The sequence below is a fragment of the Flaviflagellibacter deserti genome (genome assembly GCF_042652085.1).
GTDB classification, from domain to species: Bacteria; Pseudomonadota; Alphaproteobacteria; order Rhizobiales; family Methylopilaceae; genus Flaviflagellibacter; species Flaviflagellibacter deserti.
Genome location: NZ_JBHSJF010000004.1, coordinates 77,175 through 95,386, shown reverse-complemented (window position 1 = coordinate 95,386; position 18,212 = coordinate 77,175). Strand labels below are relative to the sequence as shown.

General features: G+C 64.7%; 17 protein-coding genes. 13 read left to right on the top strand and 4 right to left on the bottom strand.

The window, feature by feature from the left end; all coding sequences use genetic code 11:
• Positions 1-11 precede the first annotated feature (11 nt).
• From ACFPFW_RS04335 to ACFPFW_RS04300, 8 genes are all read left to right on the top strand, one after another.
• Positions 12-1,601, top strand: coding sequence for an alpha-amylase family glycosyl hydrolase (locus tag ACFPFW_RS04335; RefSeq protein WP_114957146.1), 1,590 nt, complete (start codon positions 12-14; stop codon positions 1,599-1,601).
• A 132-nt stretch (positions 1,602-1,733) separates the two neighbouring features.
• Positions 1,734-2,372, top strand: a complete 639-nt coding sequence (locus ACFPFW_RS04330) for a hypothetical protein (protein WP_114957147.1) — start codon at positions 1,734-1,736, stop codon at positions 2,370-2,372.
• On the top strand, positions 2,359-2,763 hold the full coding sequence (locus ACFPFW_RS04325; protein WP_114957148.1) for a phage holin family protein: 405 nt from the start codon (positions 2,359-2,361) through the stop codon (positions 2,761-2,763). The genes ACFPFW_RS04330 and ACFPFW_RS04325 overlap by 14 nt, the downstream gene beginning before the upstream one ends.
• A complete protein-coding gene (locus ACFPFW_RS04320) occupies positions 2,760-3,755 on the top strand; it encodes a DUF3618 domain-containing protein (RefSeq protein WP_114957149.1) in 996 nt (331 codons plus the stop codon). The genes ACFPFW_RS04325 and ACFPFW_RS04320 overlap by 4 nt, the downstream gene beginning before the upstream one ends.
• A gap of 150 nt (positions 3,756-3,905) precedes the next feature.
• Positions 3,906-4,838, top strand: coding sequence for a ring-cleaving dioxygenase (locus tag ACFPFW_RS04315; protein ID WP_114957150.1), 933 nt, complete (start codon positions 3,906-3,908; stop codon positions 4,836-4,838).
• A 68-nt stretch (positions 4,839-4,906) separates the two neighbouring features.
• On the top strand, positions 4,907-5,527 hold the full coding sequence (locus ACFPFW_RS04310; RefSeq protein WP_114957151.1) for an alpha/beta hydrolase: 621 nt from the start codon (positions 4,907-4,909) through the stop codon (positions 5,525-5,527).
• Between the two features lie 123 nt (positions 5,528-5,650).
• Positions 5,651-6,607, top strand: a complete 957-nt coding sequence (locus ACFPFW_RS04305; RefSeq protein ID WP_379769577.1) for a LysR family transcriptional regulator — start codon at positions 5,651-5,653, stop codon at positions 6,605-6,607.
• Positions 6,608-6,686: 79 nt separating this feature from the next.
• Positions 6,687-7,022, top strand: a complete 336-nt coding sequence (locus ACFPFW_RS04300; protein WP_114957152.1) for an endonuclease domain-containing protein — start codon at positions 6,687-6,689, stop codon at positions 7,020-7,022.
• A gap of 181 nt (positions 7,023-7,203) precedes the next feature.
• Here ACFPFW_RS04300 and ACFPFW_RS04295 read toward each other — a convergent pair whose 3' ends face one another.
• From ACFPFW_RS04295 to ACFPFW_RS04285, 3 genes are all read right to left on the bottom strand, one after another.
• Positions 7,204-10,320, bottom strand: a complete 3,117-nt coding sequence (locus ACFPFW_RS04295) for a multidrug efflux RND transporter permease subunit (protein ID WP_114957239.1) — start codon at positions 10,318-10,320, stop codon at positions 7,204-7,206.
• A gap of 155 nt (positions 10,321-10,475) precedes the next feature.
• Positions 10,476-11,666 (bottom strand): efflux RND transporter periplasmic adaptor subunit, encoded by a 1,191-nt coding sequence (locus tag ACFPFW_RS04290; protein ID WP_114957153.1) that lies wholly within the window; start codon positions 11,664-11,666, stop codon positions 10,476-10,478.
• Between the two features lie 170 nt (positions 11,667-11,836).
• The gene (locus ACFPFW_RS04285) at positions 11,837-12,757 is read right to left on the bottom strand and encodes a LysR family transcriptional regulator (protein WP_114957154.1); all 921 of its coding nucleotides are present in this window, start codon (positions 12,755-12,757) and stop codon (positions 11,837-11,839) included.
• Positions 12,758-12,877: 120 nt separating this feature from the next.
• Between ACFPFW_RS04285 and ACFPFW_RS04280 the strand changes: the two genes are divergently transcribed.
• Genes ACFPFW_RS04280 through ACFPFW_RS04270 form a run of 3 tightly spaced genes read left to right on the top strand, consistent with a single transcriptional unit; the run spans position 12,878 to position 14,865 of the window.
• Complete coding sequence (locus ACFPFW_RS04280) at positions 12,878-13,609, top strand: SDR family oxidoreductase (RefSeq protein WP_114957155.1); 732 nt, start codon at positions 12,878-12,880, stop codon at positions 13,607-13,609.
• A gap of 38 nt (positions 13,610-13,647) precedes the next feature.
• Positions 13,648-14,547 carry an SDR family oxidoreductase gene (locus ACFPFW_RS04275; RefSeq protein WP_114957156.1) on the top strand — a complete coding sequence of 300 codons (900 nt, stop codon included), beginning with the start codon at positions 13,648-13,650 and terminating at the stop codon, positions 14,545-14,547.
• Positions 14,548-14,607: 60 nt separating this feature from the next.
• On the top strand, positions 14,608-14,865 hold the full coding sequence (locus ACFPFW_RS04270) for a hypothetical protein (RefSeq protein WP_114957157.1): 258 nt from the start codon (positions 14,608-14,610) through the stop codon (positions 14,863-14,865).
• A gap of 10 nt (positions 14,866-14,875) precedes the next feature.
• Here the strand turns inward: ACFPFW_RS04270 and copM are convergent, their stop codons facing one another.
• Positions 14,876-15,238: a CopM family metallochaperone gene (copM, locus tag ACFPFW_RS04265; RefSeq protein WP_379769570.1), complete on the bottom strand. Its 363-nt coding sequence runs from the start codon at positions 15,236-15,238 to the stop codon at positions 14,876-14,878.
• Positions 15,239-15,530: 292 nt separating this feature from the next.
• Here copM and ACFPFW_RS04260 point away from each other — a divergent pair, with 292 nt between their 5' ends.
• Both ACFPFW_RS04260 and ACFPFW_RS04255 read left to right on the top strand, forming a co-directional pair.
• Positions 15,531-17,297, top strand: coding sequence for an ABC transporter ATP-binding protein (locus ACFPFW_RS04260; RefSeq protein ID WP_114957158.1), 1,767 nt, complete (start codon positions 15,531-15,533; stop codon positions 17,295-17,297).
• The gene (locus ACFPFW_RS04255; protein ID WP_114957159.1) at positions 17,297-18,139 is read left to right on the top strand and encodes an LOG family protein; all 843 of its coding nucleotides are present in this window, start codon (positions 17,297-17,299) and stop codon (positions 18,137-18,139) included. The genes ACFPFW_RS04260 and ACFPFW_RS04255 overlap by 1 nt, the downstream gene beginning before the upstream one ends.
• Positions 18,140-18,212: the final 73 nt, after the last annotated feature.

The following is an 18,212-nucleotide window of genomic DNA, read 5'->3' as shown; positions in this document are numbered from 1 at the left end:
AAGCGAGCGGGATGCAGGACGCCTTCTGGTGGCAGCGCGGGATCGTCTATCAGGTCTATCCGAGATCGTTCCAGGATTCCGACGGCGACGGCATCGGCGATCTCGAAGGTATCCGGCAGCGGCTCGACCACCTCGTCTGGCTCGGCGTCGATGCGGTCTGGATCTCGCCGATCTTCGTCTCTCCGATGGCGGATTTCGGCTACGACGTCGCGGACTATTGCGCGATCGAACCCATGTTCGGCTCGCTCGAGGATTTCGACCGATTAGTCGCCGAGGCGCATGCGAAAGGCCTGAAGGTCATCCTTGATTTCGTGCCGAACCACACCTCGGAACAGCACGCCTGGTTCAGGGAAAGCCGCTCATCGCGCGATAACCCGAAGCGCGACTGGTACATCTGGCGCGACCCCGCGCCGGACGGCGGTCCGCCGAACAACTGGATTTCGAATTTCGGCGGTTCCGCGTGGCAACGGGACGAGGCGACCGGGCAATATTACTATCACGCCTTCCTGGTGCAGCAGCCGGACCTCAACTGGCGCAATCCGCAGGTCCGCGCGGCGATGTACGACGTTCTGCGCTTCTGGCTCGATCGCGGGGTCGATGGCTTCCGCGTCGACGTGATCTGGCACCTGATCAAGGACGTCGATTTCCGCGACAACCCGGACAACGCCGGCTACCAGCCCAGCCAGCCGATGATCGGCCGCTTCCAGCAGACCTATTCGGCCGACCGGCCGGAGGTGCACGAGGTGGTTCGGAACATGCGCGCGGTGCTTGAGGACTATGACGAGCGGGTTCTGATCGGCGAAATCTACCTGCCGGTCGAGCGCGTCGTCGCCTATTATGGCGAAGGCCTCTCCGGTGCGCATCTGCCATTCAATTTCCAGCTGCTCGAAACGCCCTGGGATGCGCGGCTTCTTGCCAGGATGATCGAGCGCTATGAGGGCCTCCTGCCGCCGGGCGGATGGCCGAACTGGGTACTCGGCAATCACGACCGTCAACGCATAGCGGCGCGGGTCGGCGAGGCTCAGGCGCGGGTGGCCGCGATGCTGCTGCTGACGTTGCGCGGCACGCCGACGGTCTATTACGGCGACGAGATCGGCATGCCCGATGTCGCCATACCGCCGGAACGGGTCCAGGACCCATGGGGCGTGAATGAGCCGGGCCTCGGACTTGGCCGCGATCCGGTCCGCACCCCGATGCAATGGGCCGGCGACAACTTCGCGGGCTTTAGCACGGTCGAGCCATGGCTTCCTCTTTCGGATGACTGGCGAGAGAAGAATGTCGAGAGGCTGAAAGAGGATCGCCATTCGATCCTCAGCCTCTACCGGAATCTCATCTCGCTCCGCCGCGCCCATCGGGCGCTCTCGGTAGGTGACTATGCGGCCGTCGCGCGCGATGGAAACGTGCTCGCTTACGAGCGACGCTTCGAAGGAGAGCATCTGCTCGTCATCCTCAATCTCGGGCACGAAAAGCAGCTCGAAGACCTCTCCATGTTCGGAGATGCGACCATTCTTTTGTCGACCCATCTCGACCGGGAGGGAGCGTCCGGAAGCAGTGTCGTTCTGCGTCCCTCCGAGGGACTTTTGCTCCGCGTCGATTCCTGAGCACGGCAGGCCGCGACTCTCCGCGAAAATCATCCTATCCGACCCGGAACGCGAACACTCCTCCAGCGGTTGAAAGTGCATCTGCGGGCGCTCGTCCCACAGGCCCCTTGGACCTCAACCGCGAGAGATGCCATGAGTAATTTTCCATCTACCGACAGCACACAGTCGTCGGGCGGCACGTTTGCCGACGCGCGGGACGATGCCGCGCGTTCCTTCGACGACATCCGCAGCGAAACCGATCGCCAGGTCGGTGCCCTTCGTGACCAGGCACAGTCCGCCGCCCGCGACGCGCGCTCGGACGTTTCGAGCCTCGCCGACGACGTGAAACATCGCGCCAGGGATTATGCGAACGAGAGTATCGGCGCCGGCGCCGACCGCCTCGACAGCATTGCGGGGGCGGTGAGGCGCGCCGCCGACGACCTCGAGCAGCAATCGCCGCAGATCGCCGGCTATGTCCGTGGCGCGGCGGAAAGCGTGGAGCGTTTCACCTCCAGCGTGCGGCAGCGCAATGTCGACGATCTCATCCACGACGCGCGCGACTTCACTCGCCGCAATCCGGCGTTGGTCTTCGGCGGCGCGGTACTCGCAGGTGTGGTGTTGTCGCGCTTCCTGAAGAGCTCCGCCGACAGGCGTTCGGCAAGCGACGACCTCGACCGCTCGACCCGCCGCTTCTCCGACAATCGCGGCGCGCTGCCGCTCGGCGAGGGAGCAGAACGTTCCGATTACGAGATCGGACCCGGCATCGGAGGAACGCGCAATGTCGGCAACTGAACAACGAACCGACACCCGCTCGGTGCCTGGACTGATCGCCGATCTGTTCCAGCAGTCGACCGCTCTGTTCGGCAAGGAGCTTCAACTCGTCCGCACCGAACTGTCCGAAAAGGTCACGCAGGGCGTGGCCGGACTAGGCCTGATGATCGGCGGCGCGGTGCTTCTCATCGGCGCCGTCAACGTGCTGCTCGCGGCCTTGGTCGCGGCTCTCATCGAGGTCGGCATCGCCGCGCCTTGGTCCTCGCTCATCGTCGCGGTGGTGATCGGCCTCGCCGGCTACCTCCTCGTCAATCGCGGGATCAGCAATCTCAAAGTGTCCAACCTCGCGCCATCTCGCTCAACCGGTCAGGTCAAGCGTGACGCCGCATTGCTCAAGGAGCAGGTGAAATGACCATGCAGGACAACAGGTCCAGCGCCGAAATCGAACGCGATGTCGAACAGACCCGAGCCGGCGTCGCCAGCACGCTGGATCAACTCCGCAACCGCATGACGCCCGGCGAACTTGCCGACGAGGTCTGGGATTATGCCCGCAACGGCGGAGGCGGCGAATTCGTCCGCAATCTCGGCCGGGGCATGCGCGACAATCCCATCCCGGTCGCCCTCGTCGGCGTCGGTCTCGCCTGGCTGATGACGGGACGCAGCGGAAAGCTGCCAAGTCTGTCGCGGGACCGGCGTTCGAGACGCGATCTCTACGACTATACCGGCTCGACAGGCGGCTACAGCTCCGTCGACGACGAGGCGGACGAGCTTCATTCCGCGCCGTATTCCTCGGACTACCGGTCGAGCGGTCAGAGTTCGGATAGCCTCCTCGGTAAAGCGCGCGAGGCCGGACATCGGGCCTATGATGCGGTTGCCGGCGCCGGCGAAAGCGTCGCCGAAGCGGCGTCTCAAGTCGGTGATCGCGCCAGCGAGCTTCGACATCAGGCAAGCCGTCGTGGCCGCGAACTCGGGCATCAGGCCTATGTCGCCAGCCGCGATGTTCGTCGCACGGCAACCGACTTCGCCAACGAGCAGCCACTGATAGTGGCGGCGGCGGGTCTCGCCATCGGCGCGGCACTCGGCGCGATCATGCGTACGACGCGAACCGAGGCGCGCCTGATGGGCGAGGCCAGCGATCGCGTCAAACAGCAAGCGCGCGACCTGGCGGATCAAGGTTACGAGCAGGCGGCGGCCATCGCCGAGAACACCTATGAACAGGTGGTGGACGAGGCGAAGGCCCAGGGCCTCACGACCTCGGATGCCAAGGACGCAGTCGGCGGTCTCGGAGATCGCGTCAGGGCGGTGGCGGAACGCGGCAAGGAAGCGCTGCGCGGGGAAATTGGCGCTGCAGAAAACGACGCCGAGAAGAAAGTCGAAGAGAACTCGCCGTACGCAGGCGCATGACGATTATCGAGGCGAGGCGTCAGCCTCGCCTCATTGGAAAAAATTGGAAACGTTGCTTTTCATTAGTTTCCATTTATGCGCGATGCGGCGCCTCCTAACTTAGCGGTCATGCAAACGCCGGCACCGGCCGGCGCCATGGAGATCACCGCTATGAGCGCTTCTGGAATTCATCACGTCACCGCCATCGCCGGCCCAGCGCGCCGCAATGTCGAGTTCTACACCAAGGTCCTCGGCCTGCGTCTGGTGAAGAAGACCGTCAACTTCGACGATCCCGGCACCTACCACCTCTATTACGGCGACGAGACCGGCTCGCCCGGTACGATCCTGACCTTCTTTCCGTGGGATCACGTGGCGAAGGGCCGGGTCGGCGTCGGCGAGACGCAGGAAACCGTGTTCCGCGTGCCGGAAGGCTCGATCGGATATTGGACCCATCGCTTCATCGACAAGGGCGTCGAGCATGAGCCGTTGGTGAAAAGGTTCGGAGAGCCGATCCTGTCGTTCCGCGACCCGGACGGCATGCGTCTTGCTGTCGTCGGTGTGCCTGGTGTCGAAACTGAGGCGGCATGGACCGGCAGCGATATTCCGGCCGAGCATGCGATCCGGGGCTTCCACAGCGTCAATCTTCTGCTCGCCAAGGCCGCTCCCACGGCGGCGATCCTGACCGATGTCCTCGGCTTCACCGAGGTCGCTCGCGAGGGCTCGCTGATCCGCCTGAAGGCCGGCGACACGAGGAACGGCGGCATCGTCGACCTGCATGAGGTCGGCGGCTTCCTTGCCGGTCGGGCTGGTGGCGGCTCGGTGCATCATATCGCCTTCCGCGCGGCCGACGACGCGGAAGAGGCGGCGATGGTCGAGAAGCTGGCGCAGAACCACGGCATCCGGACCACGGAGCAGAAAGACCGCAACTACTTCCGGTCGGTCTACTTCCGCGAACCCGGCGGCGTGCTGTTCGAGATCGCGACCGACATCCCCGGCTTCGCCGCGGACGAGCCGGTGGCGAAGCTCGGCGAGGCGCTGAAGCTGCCGGGCTTCCTCGAAGCGCATCGCGAACGCATCGAAGGCGTGCTCCCCGAGCTCGTCTGATCCAGTCGAAACCTCTGTCGAAGAGGGAGCCGGTGGCCGAAAGGCAGCCGGCTTCCCGGAGCATTCCCATGTCCACGACAACCGAACTTGATTTCATCCACCGCTACGAGCCGGAAACCGTGATCGGCTCGCCGCCGCTTCTGATGCTGCACGGCACTGGCGGCAACGAGCACGATCTCGTCGATGTCGGCCGCGTCATCGCGCCGGGCTCGGCCATTCTCTCGCCGCGCGGCAAGGTGCTGGAAGGCGGCGTGCCGCGCTTCTTCCGCCGCCTTGCCGAGGGCGTGTTTGACGAGGACGACGTCCGCCGTCGCGCGAACGAACTCGCCGATTTCGTCGAGGAGGCGCGCGAGCGGTATGGGCTCGCCAAGCCGGTGGCGGTCGGCTTTTCGAACGGCGCAAACATCGCCGCGGCGATGCTGCTGCTCAGGCCCGGTACGGTTGCCGGCGCGGTGCTGCTGCGGGCGATGGTGCCGCTGAAGGAGATGCCGAAGGCGGATCTGCACGACACGCCGGTTCTTATGCTCTCGGGCGTGATGGACCCGATCGTGCCGCAGGAGAATGCGGCGCGGCTGGCTTTGGCGCTGACCGAGCGTGGCGCGGACGTCGATCATCGGCTTCTGCCGTTGAGCCATGGCCTCGGACAGGCCGATCTCTCGCTGTCCAGCGACTGGATCGCGCGACGCTAGCTCGGCGTCGTCCTCCGGCTCGACCAGGGGACCCATCAAGCCCGTGCCGTGTGACGTGGATCCTCCGGTCAAGCCGGAGGATGACGGTGGGAGCAAATGACGACAAAACGGGGAGATGGCGGCATGATCCGGATCCAACCTGGATTCGGCATGCCGCATCTCCCCGATTTCGAAGCCTGGGCGATCTTCGCCAAGGTCGCCGAGCACGGCTCCTTTTCGGGGGCCGCGAGCGATCTCAACCTGTCGAAGGCGACCGTCTCGAAGGCGATCACGCGCCTCGAATTCCGCCTCGGCACGTCTCTCTTCCACCGCACCTCACGGAAACTTTCTCTGACCGAAAGCGGTCGGGCGTCGCTCGACCGCGCTACGCGCATCCTCGCGGAAGGCGAGGCGATCGAGGAGGAGATCACCGAGGGTGCCGCGGTTCCGCGCGGGCTTGTCCGGCTGTCCGCGCCGATGTCGTTCGGCATCCAGCATCTCGGTCCGGCGCTCGCGGCGTTCTTCAAGGAATATCCGGAAGTCTCGGTCGATCTCCGGCTGAGCGACACCCGCACCGACCTCGTCGCGGAGGGGATCGACGTCGCGCTCCGCATCGGCGTGCTGTCGGATTCGTCGTTCCGCGCCCGCCGCCTGTTCGCGGTGCGCCGCCCGCTGGTGGCGTCGCCGGACTATCTGGCGAAGCACGGCGCGCCGACACATCCGCGCGAGCTCGAGAAGCACAATACCGTCGTCTTCTCGCACCTCGCCGCGCCGACCTCGATCACGCTGCACCATCCGCATCAGGGCGAGTTCATCGCGCGCATCCAGGGCTGCCTCTCGGTCAACAATGCGGACGTGGTCGTGCCGCTGCTGACCGGCGGGCTCAGCATGTGCCTGATGCCGGAATTCCTGATCTGGCGGGAACTGCGCGACGGCAAACTGGTCGAGGTATTGCCCGACTGGTCGTCGGAACTGCTGGCGCTTTACGTGCTGACACCGCCGGGAACGGTACGCCCGGTCCGGGTCAGCGTGTTGATCGACTTCCTCAGCAAGCGATTGTCGAAAGCGCCGTGGGCGCATGAACTGCCGAAGCTGGATTGATGCAGCCGAGGCGGCGCCGCCTCTCTCCCCGACACGGGGAGGGATTGCGCTCGTTGTTGGGCTCGCTGACACTTCACCGATGTCCGTCCCGTTCGCCCGCTCCCTCCGCAAGCGCATGACACCGCCCGAGGTCAGGCTGCGGGTGCGGCTGCGCGAATTGCGGGCGCGCGGCTTTCACTTTCGGAGGCAGGCGCCGCGTCTGGGCTATGTGCTCGACTTCGTTTGCCTCAAGGCCGGCCTTGTAATCGAGGTCGACGGCGATACCCATGCGATGGGGACTGCGCCAGCGAGAGATGCGATCCGTGACGCGCGGCTTCGAGAAGAGGGAATGCGCGTGTTTCGGGTTACCAATGCCGAGGTGATGGAAAATCCGGACGGCGTGATGGAAGCCATCCTCGCAGAACTCGGCCACTGAACGGGAAGGTGCGTTTGGGTCTCCCTCCCCGGAACGGGGAGGGCCGAGTCGCGCGTCAGCGCGAGCCGGGGTGGGGAGCGGCCTCCGCGAGGCATAACTTTCCGAAGGGTCTTTGCCCCACCCCGCTCGCTTCGCGAGTCGGCCCTCCCCGACACGGGGAGGGAGGGCGCCGTGCTGTGGGCTAATGCGCTTGAGCGGGTGAGGGGGATTTCTCCTTGTCCTCGTGCTTCTCGCCGCTCAGCCAGTCCGACAGCCGGTCGAGATAGAGATAGACGACAGGCGTCGTGAAGAGGGTCAGGGCCTGGCTGACGAGGAGGCCGCCGACCATGGCGTAGCCGAGCGGCTGGCGGATTTCCGAGCCGGCGCCCGCGCCCAGCATCAGCGGCACGCCGCCGAGCAGGGCCGCGGCCGTCGTCATCATGATCGGCCGGAAGCGCAGCAGGCAGGCGCGGCGTATCGCGGCTTCGGCGGAAAGCCCCTCGTTGCGCTCCGCCTCGATGGCGAAGTCCACCATCATGATGCCGTTCTTCTTCACGATGCCGATGAGCAGGACGACGCCGATCAGGCCGATCAGGCTGAAATCGAAGCCGAACAGCATCAGCATCGCGAGCGCCCCGAGACCCGCCGACGGCAGCGTCGAGAGGATGGTCAGCGGGTGGATGTAGCTCTCGTACAGGATCCCGAGGATCAGGTAGACGACGACGAGGGCGGCGCCGACGAGGAGAGGTTCGGTCGCGAGCGATGCCTGGAACGCCTGGGCATTGCCCTGGAACGAGCCGGACACCGAGGGTGGCGTGCCGATCTCCGCCTTGGCCTGTTCGACGATCTGCGTCGCCTGGCCGAGCGAGACGCCGGGCGCGAGGTTGAAGCTGAGCGTCACCGCCGGGAACTGGCCCTGATGACTGATCGAGAGTGGCGCGACCTTCTGCAGCGTCCACTTGGCGAATGCGCCGAGCGGCACCTGCTGGCCGGTGGTTGAGGACTTCAGGTAGATGCGGTTCAGCGTGTCCGGGTTGCGCTGCAGCTCGGGCGTGATCTCCAGCACCACGTGGTAGCTGTTGATCTGGGTGAAATACTGAGCGATCTGCCGCTGGCCGAAGGCGTCGTAGAGGGTGGCGTCGATCGTGTCGGGCGTGATGCCGAAGCGGGCGGCCTGGTCGCGGTCGATGTCGAGCGTCAGCGTGCGGCCGTCGGTCTGCTGGTCGGTGCCGACATCACGCAGCCCCGGCAGCGTCTTCATCTTGTCGAGAAGCTTCGGCGCCCATTCATTCAGCTCGGCCAGGTTCGGATCCTGCAGCGTGTACTGGTAGAGCGTGCGCGCCGCGCGGCCGCCGACATTGATGTCCTGCGCCGGCTGCATGAACAGTGCGATGCCCTGCACCTCGGCGATCTTCGGGCGAAGCCGGTTGATGATCTCCGTCGCCGACGCATCGCGCTCGTCACGCGGCTTGAGCGAGATGAACATACGGCCGGTATTGGCTGTCTGCGCGCCTCCGCCACTGCCGATCGCCATCGCGACGCTGGCGACAGCCGGATCCTGCATCACGACGCGGCCAGCCGCCTCCTGCAGCTTTGTCATCGCCGCGAAGGAGATGTCCTGCGAGGCTTCCGATGTCGCCTGGATCAATCCGGTGTCCTGCACCGGGAAGAAGCCCTTCGGGATGTAATAGAAGAGGGCGCCCGACGCGCCGACCGTCATGAAGAAGACGAGAAGCGTCAGCCGTTGGTGCCGTAGCACGCCGTCGAGGCCCCAGGCATAGCCGCGCAGCATGGCGTCGAAGCCGCGCTCGACGACCAGATAGAACCGGCCGTGCTTCTCGCCCTCGTGGTTCTTGAGGAAGCGCGAGGCCAGCATCGGCGTCAGCGTCAGCGAGATGATCGCGGAGACGACGATCGTCATCGTCACCGTCACCGCGAATTCGCGGAACAGGCGGCCGATGATGCCGCCCATCATCAGGAGCGGGATGAACACCGCGATCAGCGACAGGCTGATCGAGATGATGGTGAAGCCGATCTCGCCCGCGCCCTTCAGCGCCGCCTCCATCGGCTTCTCGCCGTTCTCGATGTGCCGGACGATGTTCTCCAGCATGACGATGGCGTCGTCGACGACGAAGCCGACGGCAATGGTCAGCGCCATCAGCGAGAGATTGTCGAGGCTGTAGCCGGTCACATACATCAGCGCGCAGGTGCCGAGCAGCGCCAGCGGCACGGTGAGGCTGGGGATGATCGTCGCCCAGACGTTCCGCAGGAACAGGAAGATCACCATCACGACGAGCGCGATCGTCAGCATCAAAGTGAACTGGACGTCCTGAACCGAGGCGCGGATCGTCTGCGTGCGGTCACTCAGGATCTTGACGTCGATCGCCGGCGGGATCGAAGCCTGCAGGCGCGGCAGCTCCTTCTTGATCTGGTCGACCGTGTCGATGACGTTGGCGCCGGGCTGCTTGAAGATGATCAGGAAGACGCCGCGCTTGCCGTTGGCCCAGGCCGCCTTCTTCGCATCCTCGGGACCGGACACCGCCTGGCCGATATCGCTGACGCGGATCGGCGCGCCGTTGACGTAGGCGATGATCGCCTTATCCCACTGATCGGCCTTGGTGAGCTGGTCGTTGTTGTAGATCGTGAAGGTGCGGCTCGCGCTATCGAGGCTGCCCTTCGGCCGGTTGACGGTGAGGATCGACAGGTTGGCGCGCACGTCCTCGAGCGACAGGCCCTTGGCCGCGAGTCTCGCGGGATCGATCTGGACGCGGATCGCTGGCTTCTGCTCGCCGCCGATCGAGACCTGTCCGACGCCCGGAATTTGGCTGAGCTGCTGCGCGATCTTGGTGTCGGCGGCGTCGTCGACATCGGTCAGCGACAAAGTATCGGAAGTCGCCGACAGCAGCATGATCGGCGAGTCGGCCGGGTTGACCTTGCGATAGGTCGGCGGGCTTGGCAGGTCGCTCGGAAGCTGGCCGCCGGCGGCGTTGATGGCGGCCTGCACGTCACCGGCCGCGGCGTCGATCTGGCGGTTGAGGTCGAACTGGATCGCGATCGAGGTCGTGCCGAGCGAACTCGTCGAGGTGAGCTGCGTCACGCCGGAGATCTGCGCGAACTGCCGTTCCAGCGGCTGTGCGACCGAGGACGCCATCGTCTCCGGGCTGGCGCCGGGATAGTTGGCCGAGACCTGGATCGTCGGGAAGTCGACCTGCGGCAGCGGCGCGACCGGCAGCAGCGGGTAGGCGAGGAGGCCGACGAAGACGAGACCCGCCATGAGGAGCGAAGTCGCGATCGGGAAGCGGATGAACGGGCCGGACATGCCGCCGTTCGAGCCGCGTCCTCCGCCGCCGCCATGTTCCGGCCCGAACGGCTGTTCCGACTTGCCACGCGGCTTGTCACCGACGCTCGTATCCTCGAACGAAACCGGAGGCTCGACCTCCGTTGCGTTCCTAGGTTCATCCTCAGGGCGGAAGTTCATGTGCCCTGATCCTTCGGAGCGGAGCTCTCGTCGGCGCTCTTCGCCGTCGCCGGATCGGTGGCCTGCACGACCGTGTCCTGCCTTAGCCGGTACTGCCCGCCGGTGACGACCGTCTCGCCGGGCTTCAGCCCGCTTTCGACCGCCATGCGACCGTTGGCGACGACGCTCGTGGTCAGATTGCGGACCTGCGCCTTGTTGTCCGGGCCGATGACGAAGGCATAGGCGCCCTTGTTGCCCTGCAGCACCGCTTCCGGCGGGACCGTGGTCGCGTTCTTGATGGTGCGGACGAGGACCCGCGCGCTGATCGACTGGCCGGGCCAGAGCGCGAGATCTGCATTGGGGAACTCGGCCTTGAGCTTGATCGTGCCGGTCTGCATGTCGACCTGGTTGTTGAGGAGAAGCAGCTTGCCCTTGGCGAGATCGGTCCTGCCATCCGGGGTCACTGCCCAGACGTCGACCTCGCCGGCCCGCTCTGCATCCGCGAGCGGCTGGAGATCGGATTCCGGCAGCGCGAACACGGCGGTGATCGGCTGGAGCTGGACGATGTCGACGAGGCCGGTCGTGTCGGTCGCGTGGACGATCGAGCCGCGATCGACGAGGCGGAAGCCGGTGCGGCCGTTGAGCGGCGAGCGGATGGTCGAATAATCGAGCTGGAGCTGCGCCATCTCGATCGCCGCCTGGTCCGCCTGAACGAGGGCGGTCAGTTGATCGACCAGTGCCTTCGCCGTGTCCTGCTGCTGCTTGGTGTCGAAGCCGCGCGAGGCGAGATCGTTGGCGCGGCCGAGGTCGAGCTTGGCATTCGCGAGCTGGGCCTCATCCTGCGCCTTCTTCGCGACCGCCTGATCGACGGCGGCCTTGAACGGACGCGGATCGATCTGGGCGAGCACGTCGCCCTGCTTCACGAACTGGCCTTCGTTGAAATTGACTTGCTGAAGCTCACCGTCGACGCGGGTGCGCACGGTCACCGTATTGTAGGCTTGAATGGTGCCGACACCGGTCAGATAGACGGGCAGGTCCTGAGTAGACACTTGCGTAACCGTGACCGGAACGGGCGGAGCTGCGTGATACCGGGCGGCAGCTTCCTGCGCGGCCTTGGAGGACTGCCACCACCAGAGACCGACGCCGGCCAGAAGGACGATAAGCCCCCCTATGATCAGCGGTCCCTTGCCCCTGTTTTGATCGCTCATGATCTTGGTCCGGAATCACGGCACTACCCGCGTCTACGGGAAGAATTCGGATTCAAATGTAGCTCAATAACGGCATAAGCCTGATTTCGATCCTCCTGATATTGCATGCGTGCTTTGTCAAAACAGATTGAATAGTACTTTTTGCCTACTACATTGGTCGATCTGAAGTATTACAATTGCGTAATATTCCGGTTCATGCTGTCGGCCCTGCGTGAAAACTCCTGCTGAGCCCAGTCGAGAAACACGCGAACGCGGGGCGAAAGCTGGCGGTTGCGCGGATAGAGCAGCGACACCGGTGCCGTCGGCGGTGGGTACTTCTCGATCAACGGGACCAGCGCGCCGCTCTTCAGATCGTCCTGGATATGGAAATAAGGCAGTTGCGCGATACCGAAACCGAGTCTGACCGCAGGAAGATAGCTCTCCGGTCCGGTGACCGACATCGTCGTCGGCAGCATGACGATATGCTGCGTCCCGTCCTTCACGAATTGCAGCGGAGTCAGAGCACTCGTCGATGACAGGCGAATGCCGACCATCCTGTGACTGTCGAGCTTGGTGAAGTCCGTCGGCGTGCCGAAGCGTTTGAGATAGGACGGCGCCGCACACGTGATGCGCTCCAAAGTCGCGACACGCCGCGCGACCATGTCGCTGTCCGGCAACTGGCCATAGCGCACCACGCAATCGACGCCCTCGCGTACGACATCGACCCAGCGGTCGCTCTCGCTCATGAACAGCTCGATGTCCGGATATTGCTCGAAGAAACCGGGCAGGCTCGGCAGCAGGAAATGGCGGGCGAGGGTGCCTTGTACCTCGACGTGCAGCAGGCCCTTCGGCTTCGCACCCGCGAACGCGGCTTCCGCCTCTTCCAGATCGGCCATTAGGACCAGGCAGCGGCGGTAATAGGCCTCGCCGTCGAGCGTCGGGCTGACATGCCGCGTGGTTCGCTGCAGCAGCCGAACGCCGAGCCGCGTTTCGAGCTGTTTGATGGCATCGGTCACAGTCGAGCGCGGCAGGCCAGTGTCCTGCGCGGCGAGAGTGAAGCTCCGCCGTTCAACGACGCGTGTGAAGACGCGCATGGCGTCGAAACGGTCCATCTATTGTTCGTGCTTTTCGGACAACATTGCCGGATAGTGCCCGATTATCCGCAAAGGAGAAAGGTCCATCTTTCCCTCATCGGCCGACGCGATCGGCCATCGCAGAGAAGGAGCGGACCAATGATCAACCAAGTAGCCCTCGTCACCGGCGCCTCGCGCGGTATCGGCGCCGCTGTCGCCGAGCGCCTTGCCCGCGACGGCTTCACGGTCGTCGTCAACTATGCCGGCAGCCAGACCCCCGCCGAGGCGCTGGTGCGCAAGATCGAAGCAGCCGGCGGCCGTGCGCTCGCTGCTCAGGCGGACGTTTCGAGCGCGGTCGAAGTGGCCCGCATGTTCGATGCGGCGGAAGCCGCATTCGGCGGCGTCGACGTCGTCATCAACAGTGCCGGCATCATGAAGTTGGCGACGCTCGCGGACAGCGACGACGCGCTGTTCGACAGCCAGATCGCCGTCAACCTCAAAGGCACGTTCAACACGTTGCGCGAAGCGTCCCGCCGCCTTCGCAATGGCGGCCGGATCGTCAACTTCTCGACCAGCCTCGTTGGCGCGAGGCTTGAGACCTACGGCGTCTACGCGGCGACGAAGGCTGCGGTCGAGACGATGACGGCGATCCTGTCAAAGGAGCTGCGCGGCCGCTCGATCACCGCCAACGCGGTCGCACCGGGTCCGACCGGGACCGAGCTCTTCTTCGACGGCAAGTCGCCGGAGGTGATTGCTCGCTTCGAAAAGATGAATCCGCTCGAGCGTATCGGCACCCCCGCGGATATCGCGGCCGTCGTCTCCTTCCTAGCCGGCCCTGACGGCGGCTGGATCAACGGTCAGGTCCTGCGCGCCAATGGCGGCATGGTCTGAGCACCCTCAATCTGAAATCGAACTTGGAGAATCGTGTCATGAAACAGGTCATCGTCATAACCGGTGCGTCCAGCGGATTTGGCGCACTCACCGCCCGTGCCCTCGCCGATGCCGGCCATACGGTCTTTGCCGGCATGCGGCAGACCACCGGCCGTAACGCTCCACAGGCCGAAGCTGCCCTGAAATATGCGGTCGAGCATGGGGTCGACCTGCGCGCCGTCGAGCTCGACGTATCCGACGATGCCTCGGTCGAGGCTGGCATTGCCAGGATCGTCGAGGAAGCCGGTTGGCTCGACGTCGTCATGCACAATGCCGGGCATATGAGCTTCGGACCAGCTGAAGCCTTCACACCCGAGCAATATGCGGAACTGTTCGATATCAACGTCCTCAGCACCCAGCGCGTGAACCGGGCGGCGCTGCCGCAGTTGCGCAAGCAGGGCAAGGGCCTGATCGTCTGGGTGTCGTCCAGCAGCGCACGAGGCGGCACGCCGCCCTATCTGGCGCCGTATTTCGCGGCGAAGGCGGCGATGGATTCACTGGCGGTCTCCTATTCGGGCGAACTGACCCGCTGGGGCATCGAAACCTCGATCGTCGTGCCCGGAGCTTTCACCAAGGGAACGAACCACTTCGCACATTCCGGCTCGCCGGACGACAAGGCGCGGGCGGCGGAGTACGACGAGGGGCCGTACAAGGGCGTGCCGGAACAGGCTCTCAAGGGACTGGCGGCGCTTGAGCCTGCCGATGCCGACGCGGCGGAAGTCGCGAAGGCCATCGTGAACGTCGTCGGCATGCCATTCGGCAAGCGCCCGTTCCGTGTCCATATCGACCCGTCGCAGGACGGCGCGGAGATCGTGAACGGGGTCGCCGACCGGGTTCGTGCCGAACTCATCCGCCGTATTGGTCTCGAAGACCTGCTGTCGCCGCGGATAATTGGTTGACGGCGAAGTGATCGAACCGCGAGGTTACTCGGGGTTCGATCATGTTCTGGAAGCGCCCCGATGCACACGATCATGGTCATTTCCGGCGGTCTTCTTCTTCTCGCCGTTTCGCTATTCGTCGGTCGTGCCACGGGCCACGCCGCAACTGCCGTGACGATCTTCATCCCGGTCTGGCTGGCGGCCTCACTGGTCAATCTGTGGATCGGCGTCAGCCGCGCCGGTTATACCATTCTCGAGGAACTACCGATCCTCGTTCTCGTTTTCGGCGTTCCGGCGCTGGCCGCCGCCGCGATCCTTTGGTGGCTCCCGCGAGCCTGATCGGCCTGCCTCACTTCTTGTGCTTCGCCAGCCAGTCCTTCATCTCGGCGATCTCGCGTTCCTGGTCGGCGATGATCTTTTCGGCGAGCTTCTTCGTTTCCGGGTCCTTCGCGTGCTCCAGCGCCACCTTGGCGATGTCGATCGCGCCCTGATGATGGGGGATCATATGGGCGCGGAAATCGACATCGGCGTCGCCCGTGTAAGGGATCGACATATCCTGCATCATCTTCTTGTCGGCGGCTTCGAACGCGGCAGTCGAGGGCGAGGACGACGCCCCGCTCGTGCCGTGCGCCGAATGGTCCATCTGGGCGAAGGCGCTGCCGGGGAGGGTGACCGCCAAGGCCAACAGGGCAGGCAGGATCTTCATCGACATGGGTGTTTCTCTCGTTACGCTTGAACCTTCCTGACAGATGGCACGCTTCACGGCGAATTCGAGGCGCTCCGGCCAGTCGGGGCCAGCGGCCTGTGGCCGCCTTGATGGTCGCCGCGAAACGTGGGAAACAGCCGGGCTCGAAACGCGTGCGTCGCATGCATCCGGCGAGGCCAAAGAGGCCCGCTCCCAGATCGGGACTGATTTCTTGAGCCATCGCGGCCAAAGGCCAGCCACAAGCGCAGGAACTTCTCGCACGTCCGCATCGCCGTCGCCGCGGTCGTCCGTCGGGAACATGGCCCTTCTCAAGCGGCTCCTGCGGGAGGAAGGTCGCCAATACGCGCCGCGCTATGTCCTCGCACTCGCCTTGATGGGCGTGGTCGCTGCCGCGACCGGCGCCAGCGCCTGGATCATCCAGAGCGTCGTCAACGACATCTTCATCAACAAGAACGCGGCCATGATCTGGGTCGTCGCGACGTCGGTGCTCGCGATCTATCTGGCCAAGGGGGTCGCAGACTATTACCGCGCCAAGGTGATGAACCGCATCGGCACGGACATCATCTCGTCGCAGCAGAAGCGGCTCTACGCTCATCTGCTCGATCAGGGCATGGACTATTTCAACTCTGCTTCGATCGGCGACGTCGTCACCCGTGTCTCCGGCAATGCCCTGGCAATCCGCCGCGCGCTCGACCTCATCGTTACGAGCTTCGGCAAGGATTTCCTGTCGCTCGTCAGCCTGGTCACGGTGATGGTGATCCAGGATCCGTGGCTGTCGCTGGTCTCGCTGGTGATCATGCCGGCCGCCGTGCTCGGCGTGACGAGCCTCGTCAAGCGAACCCGCAAGATCGCCGGTCAGGAATACCAGACCCAGTCGCGCATCGTGGACACGCTGAAAGAGACGATCCTCGGCATCACCGTGGTCAAGAGCTTCGGCATGGAGCCGCGCATGCGCGTCGACATGAACAGCGCGATCGACCGAAGCGCCTGGCAGTCGTTGAAGATCGCCAATCTCGGTGCGCGGACCTCCCCCTTGATGGAGAGCCTCGCCGGCGTCGCGGTCGCGGTCATCGTCATCTATGGCGGCTACGGCGTGATCCATCTCGGCCGCGATGCCGGCTCGCTGTTCTCGTTCCTCGCGGCGCTGCTCCTCGCCTACGAGCCCGCCAAGCGGCTAGCGAAGCTGCAGGTGCAAATGGAATCGACGCTCGTCGGTGTTTCGATGATGTACGACTTCCTCGATACGCCCTCGACGCTGGTTGATCACCCGCAGGCCGCGCCACTGCATCTCGTGCAGGGTCAGGTTGCATTCGACGCAGTGGGTTTCCACTACGGCAACACACCGGCTTTGCGTAATCTCAGTCTCGTCTTTCCGGCCGGCCGCGTTTCAGCACTGGTCGGCGCGTCCGGCGCCGGCAAGTCGACGATCTTCTCGCTGATCGAACGTTTCCACGATCCCAGTTCGGGTCAGGTGCTGATCGACGGCCAGGATCTGCGCGGCGTGACGCTGCAATCGCTCCGCGCCTCGATCGCTTATGTCACGCAGGACCCGTTCCTGTTCGACGGCACGATCCGCGACAACATCCTGGCGGGTCGACCCGGTGCGACGGAGCGCGAAATGATCGCCGCGGCGGAGGCCGCCAACGCTCATGATTTCATTGTCGGCTTCCCGGACGGCTACGATCATCCGGTCGGCGAGGGCGGCGGAAACCTCTCCGGCGGCCAGCGGCAGCGCGTGGCAATCGCCCGCGCCATGCTGCGCGACGCGCCGATCCTCCTCCTCGACGAGGCGACCTCGGCCCTCGATGCCGAATCCGAGGCGAAGGTGAAGAGCGCGCTCGACCGGCTGATGAGCGGCCGCACCACCATCGTCATTGCCCATCGTCTGTCGACAGTGCGCAACGCCGACGTCATCCATGTCCTTGATCGCGGCCGGCTGGTCGAGTCCGGGACGCACGATCAGCTTGTCGCTCATAACGGCGTCTACGCGCGCCTCGCCGCCTTGCAGTTCGCAACGCAGCCCGCTCGTCGTCCTCGCCGCGCGGCAACCGCTCCCGTGGTGTGATGTCTGACGACCCGCCATCGCACGACAATTCCGCGCAGATGGCGGCCTCCGCCTACCGGTTGGCGGCGCTCGACCCCGATTTCCTGATGGGCGACAGCACGCGTGGCGTCCGCTTCCTGCTGGAATACGCCAAGGCCGAGGAGATGCTGCGCGCCTGGTCGATACGCTCGACCATCGTGGTCTTCGGCTCGGCTCGTATCATGCCCGGCGGCAGTGGCGACCCGGAGGATACGAGTTCCACCTTGATGCCCGGCCAGAAACCGCGTCCCGGCACGCATTCGGCATTCCTCTATGAGGAGGCGCGAAGATTCGGCCGCATCGCCTCCGAGCGCGGTGGCGCGTTGCATCCCCGGGATGGCGTGCTCGACAACGTCATCGCGACCGGCGGCGGTCCGGGCATCATGGAGGCCGCGAACCGCGGCGCGACCGAAGCCGGAGCGCCCTCGATCGGCTTCAACATCCAATTGCCGTTCGAGCAGGAGCCGAATGCCTTCTCGACACCGGACCTGACGTTCCAGTTCCATTATTTCGCGATGCGGAAGATGCATCTGGCGATGCGGGCGGCGGCGCTGGTCGTGTTCCCCGGCGGCTTCGGCACGTTCGACGAACTGTTCGAGATCCTGACGCTTCGCCAGACCGGCAAGGCGCCGGAGATGCCGATCGTGCTGTTCGAGAAGGATTACTGGACCCGGGTGATCAATTTCGAAGCTCTGGCCGAGGAGGGCATGATCAAGCCGGAGGATCTGGCGCTCTTCCAGTTCGCCGAGACGGCGGAGGAGGCGTGGGAATGCCTCGTCCGCCGGGGACTGACCGTTCGCGGTCCGAAGCCGATCACGACCTAGGCAAATCTACATATGATTCGCGTGCGATCTGGCCTTTAACATACCGAGTTTAGGTGTTATCTAAACTGCATCG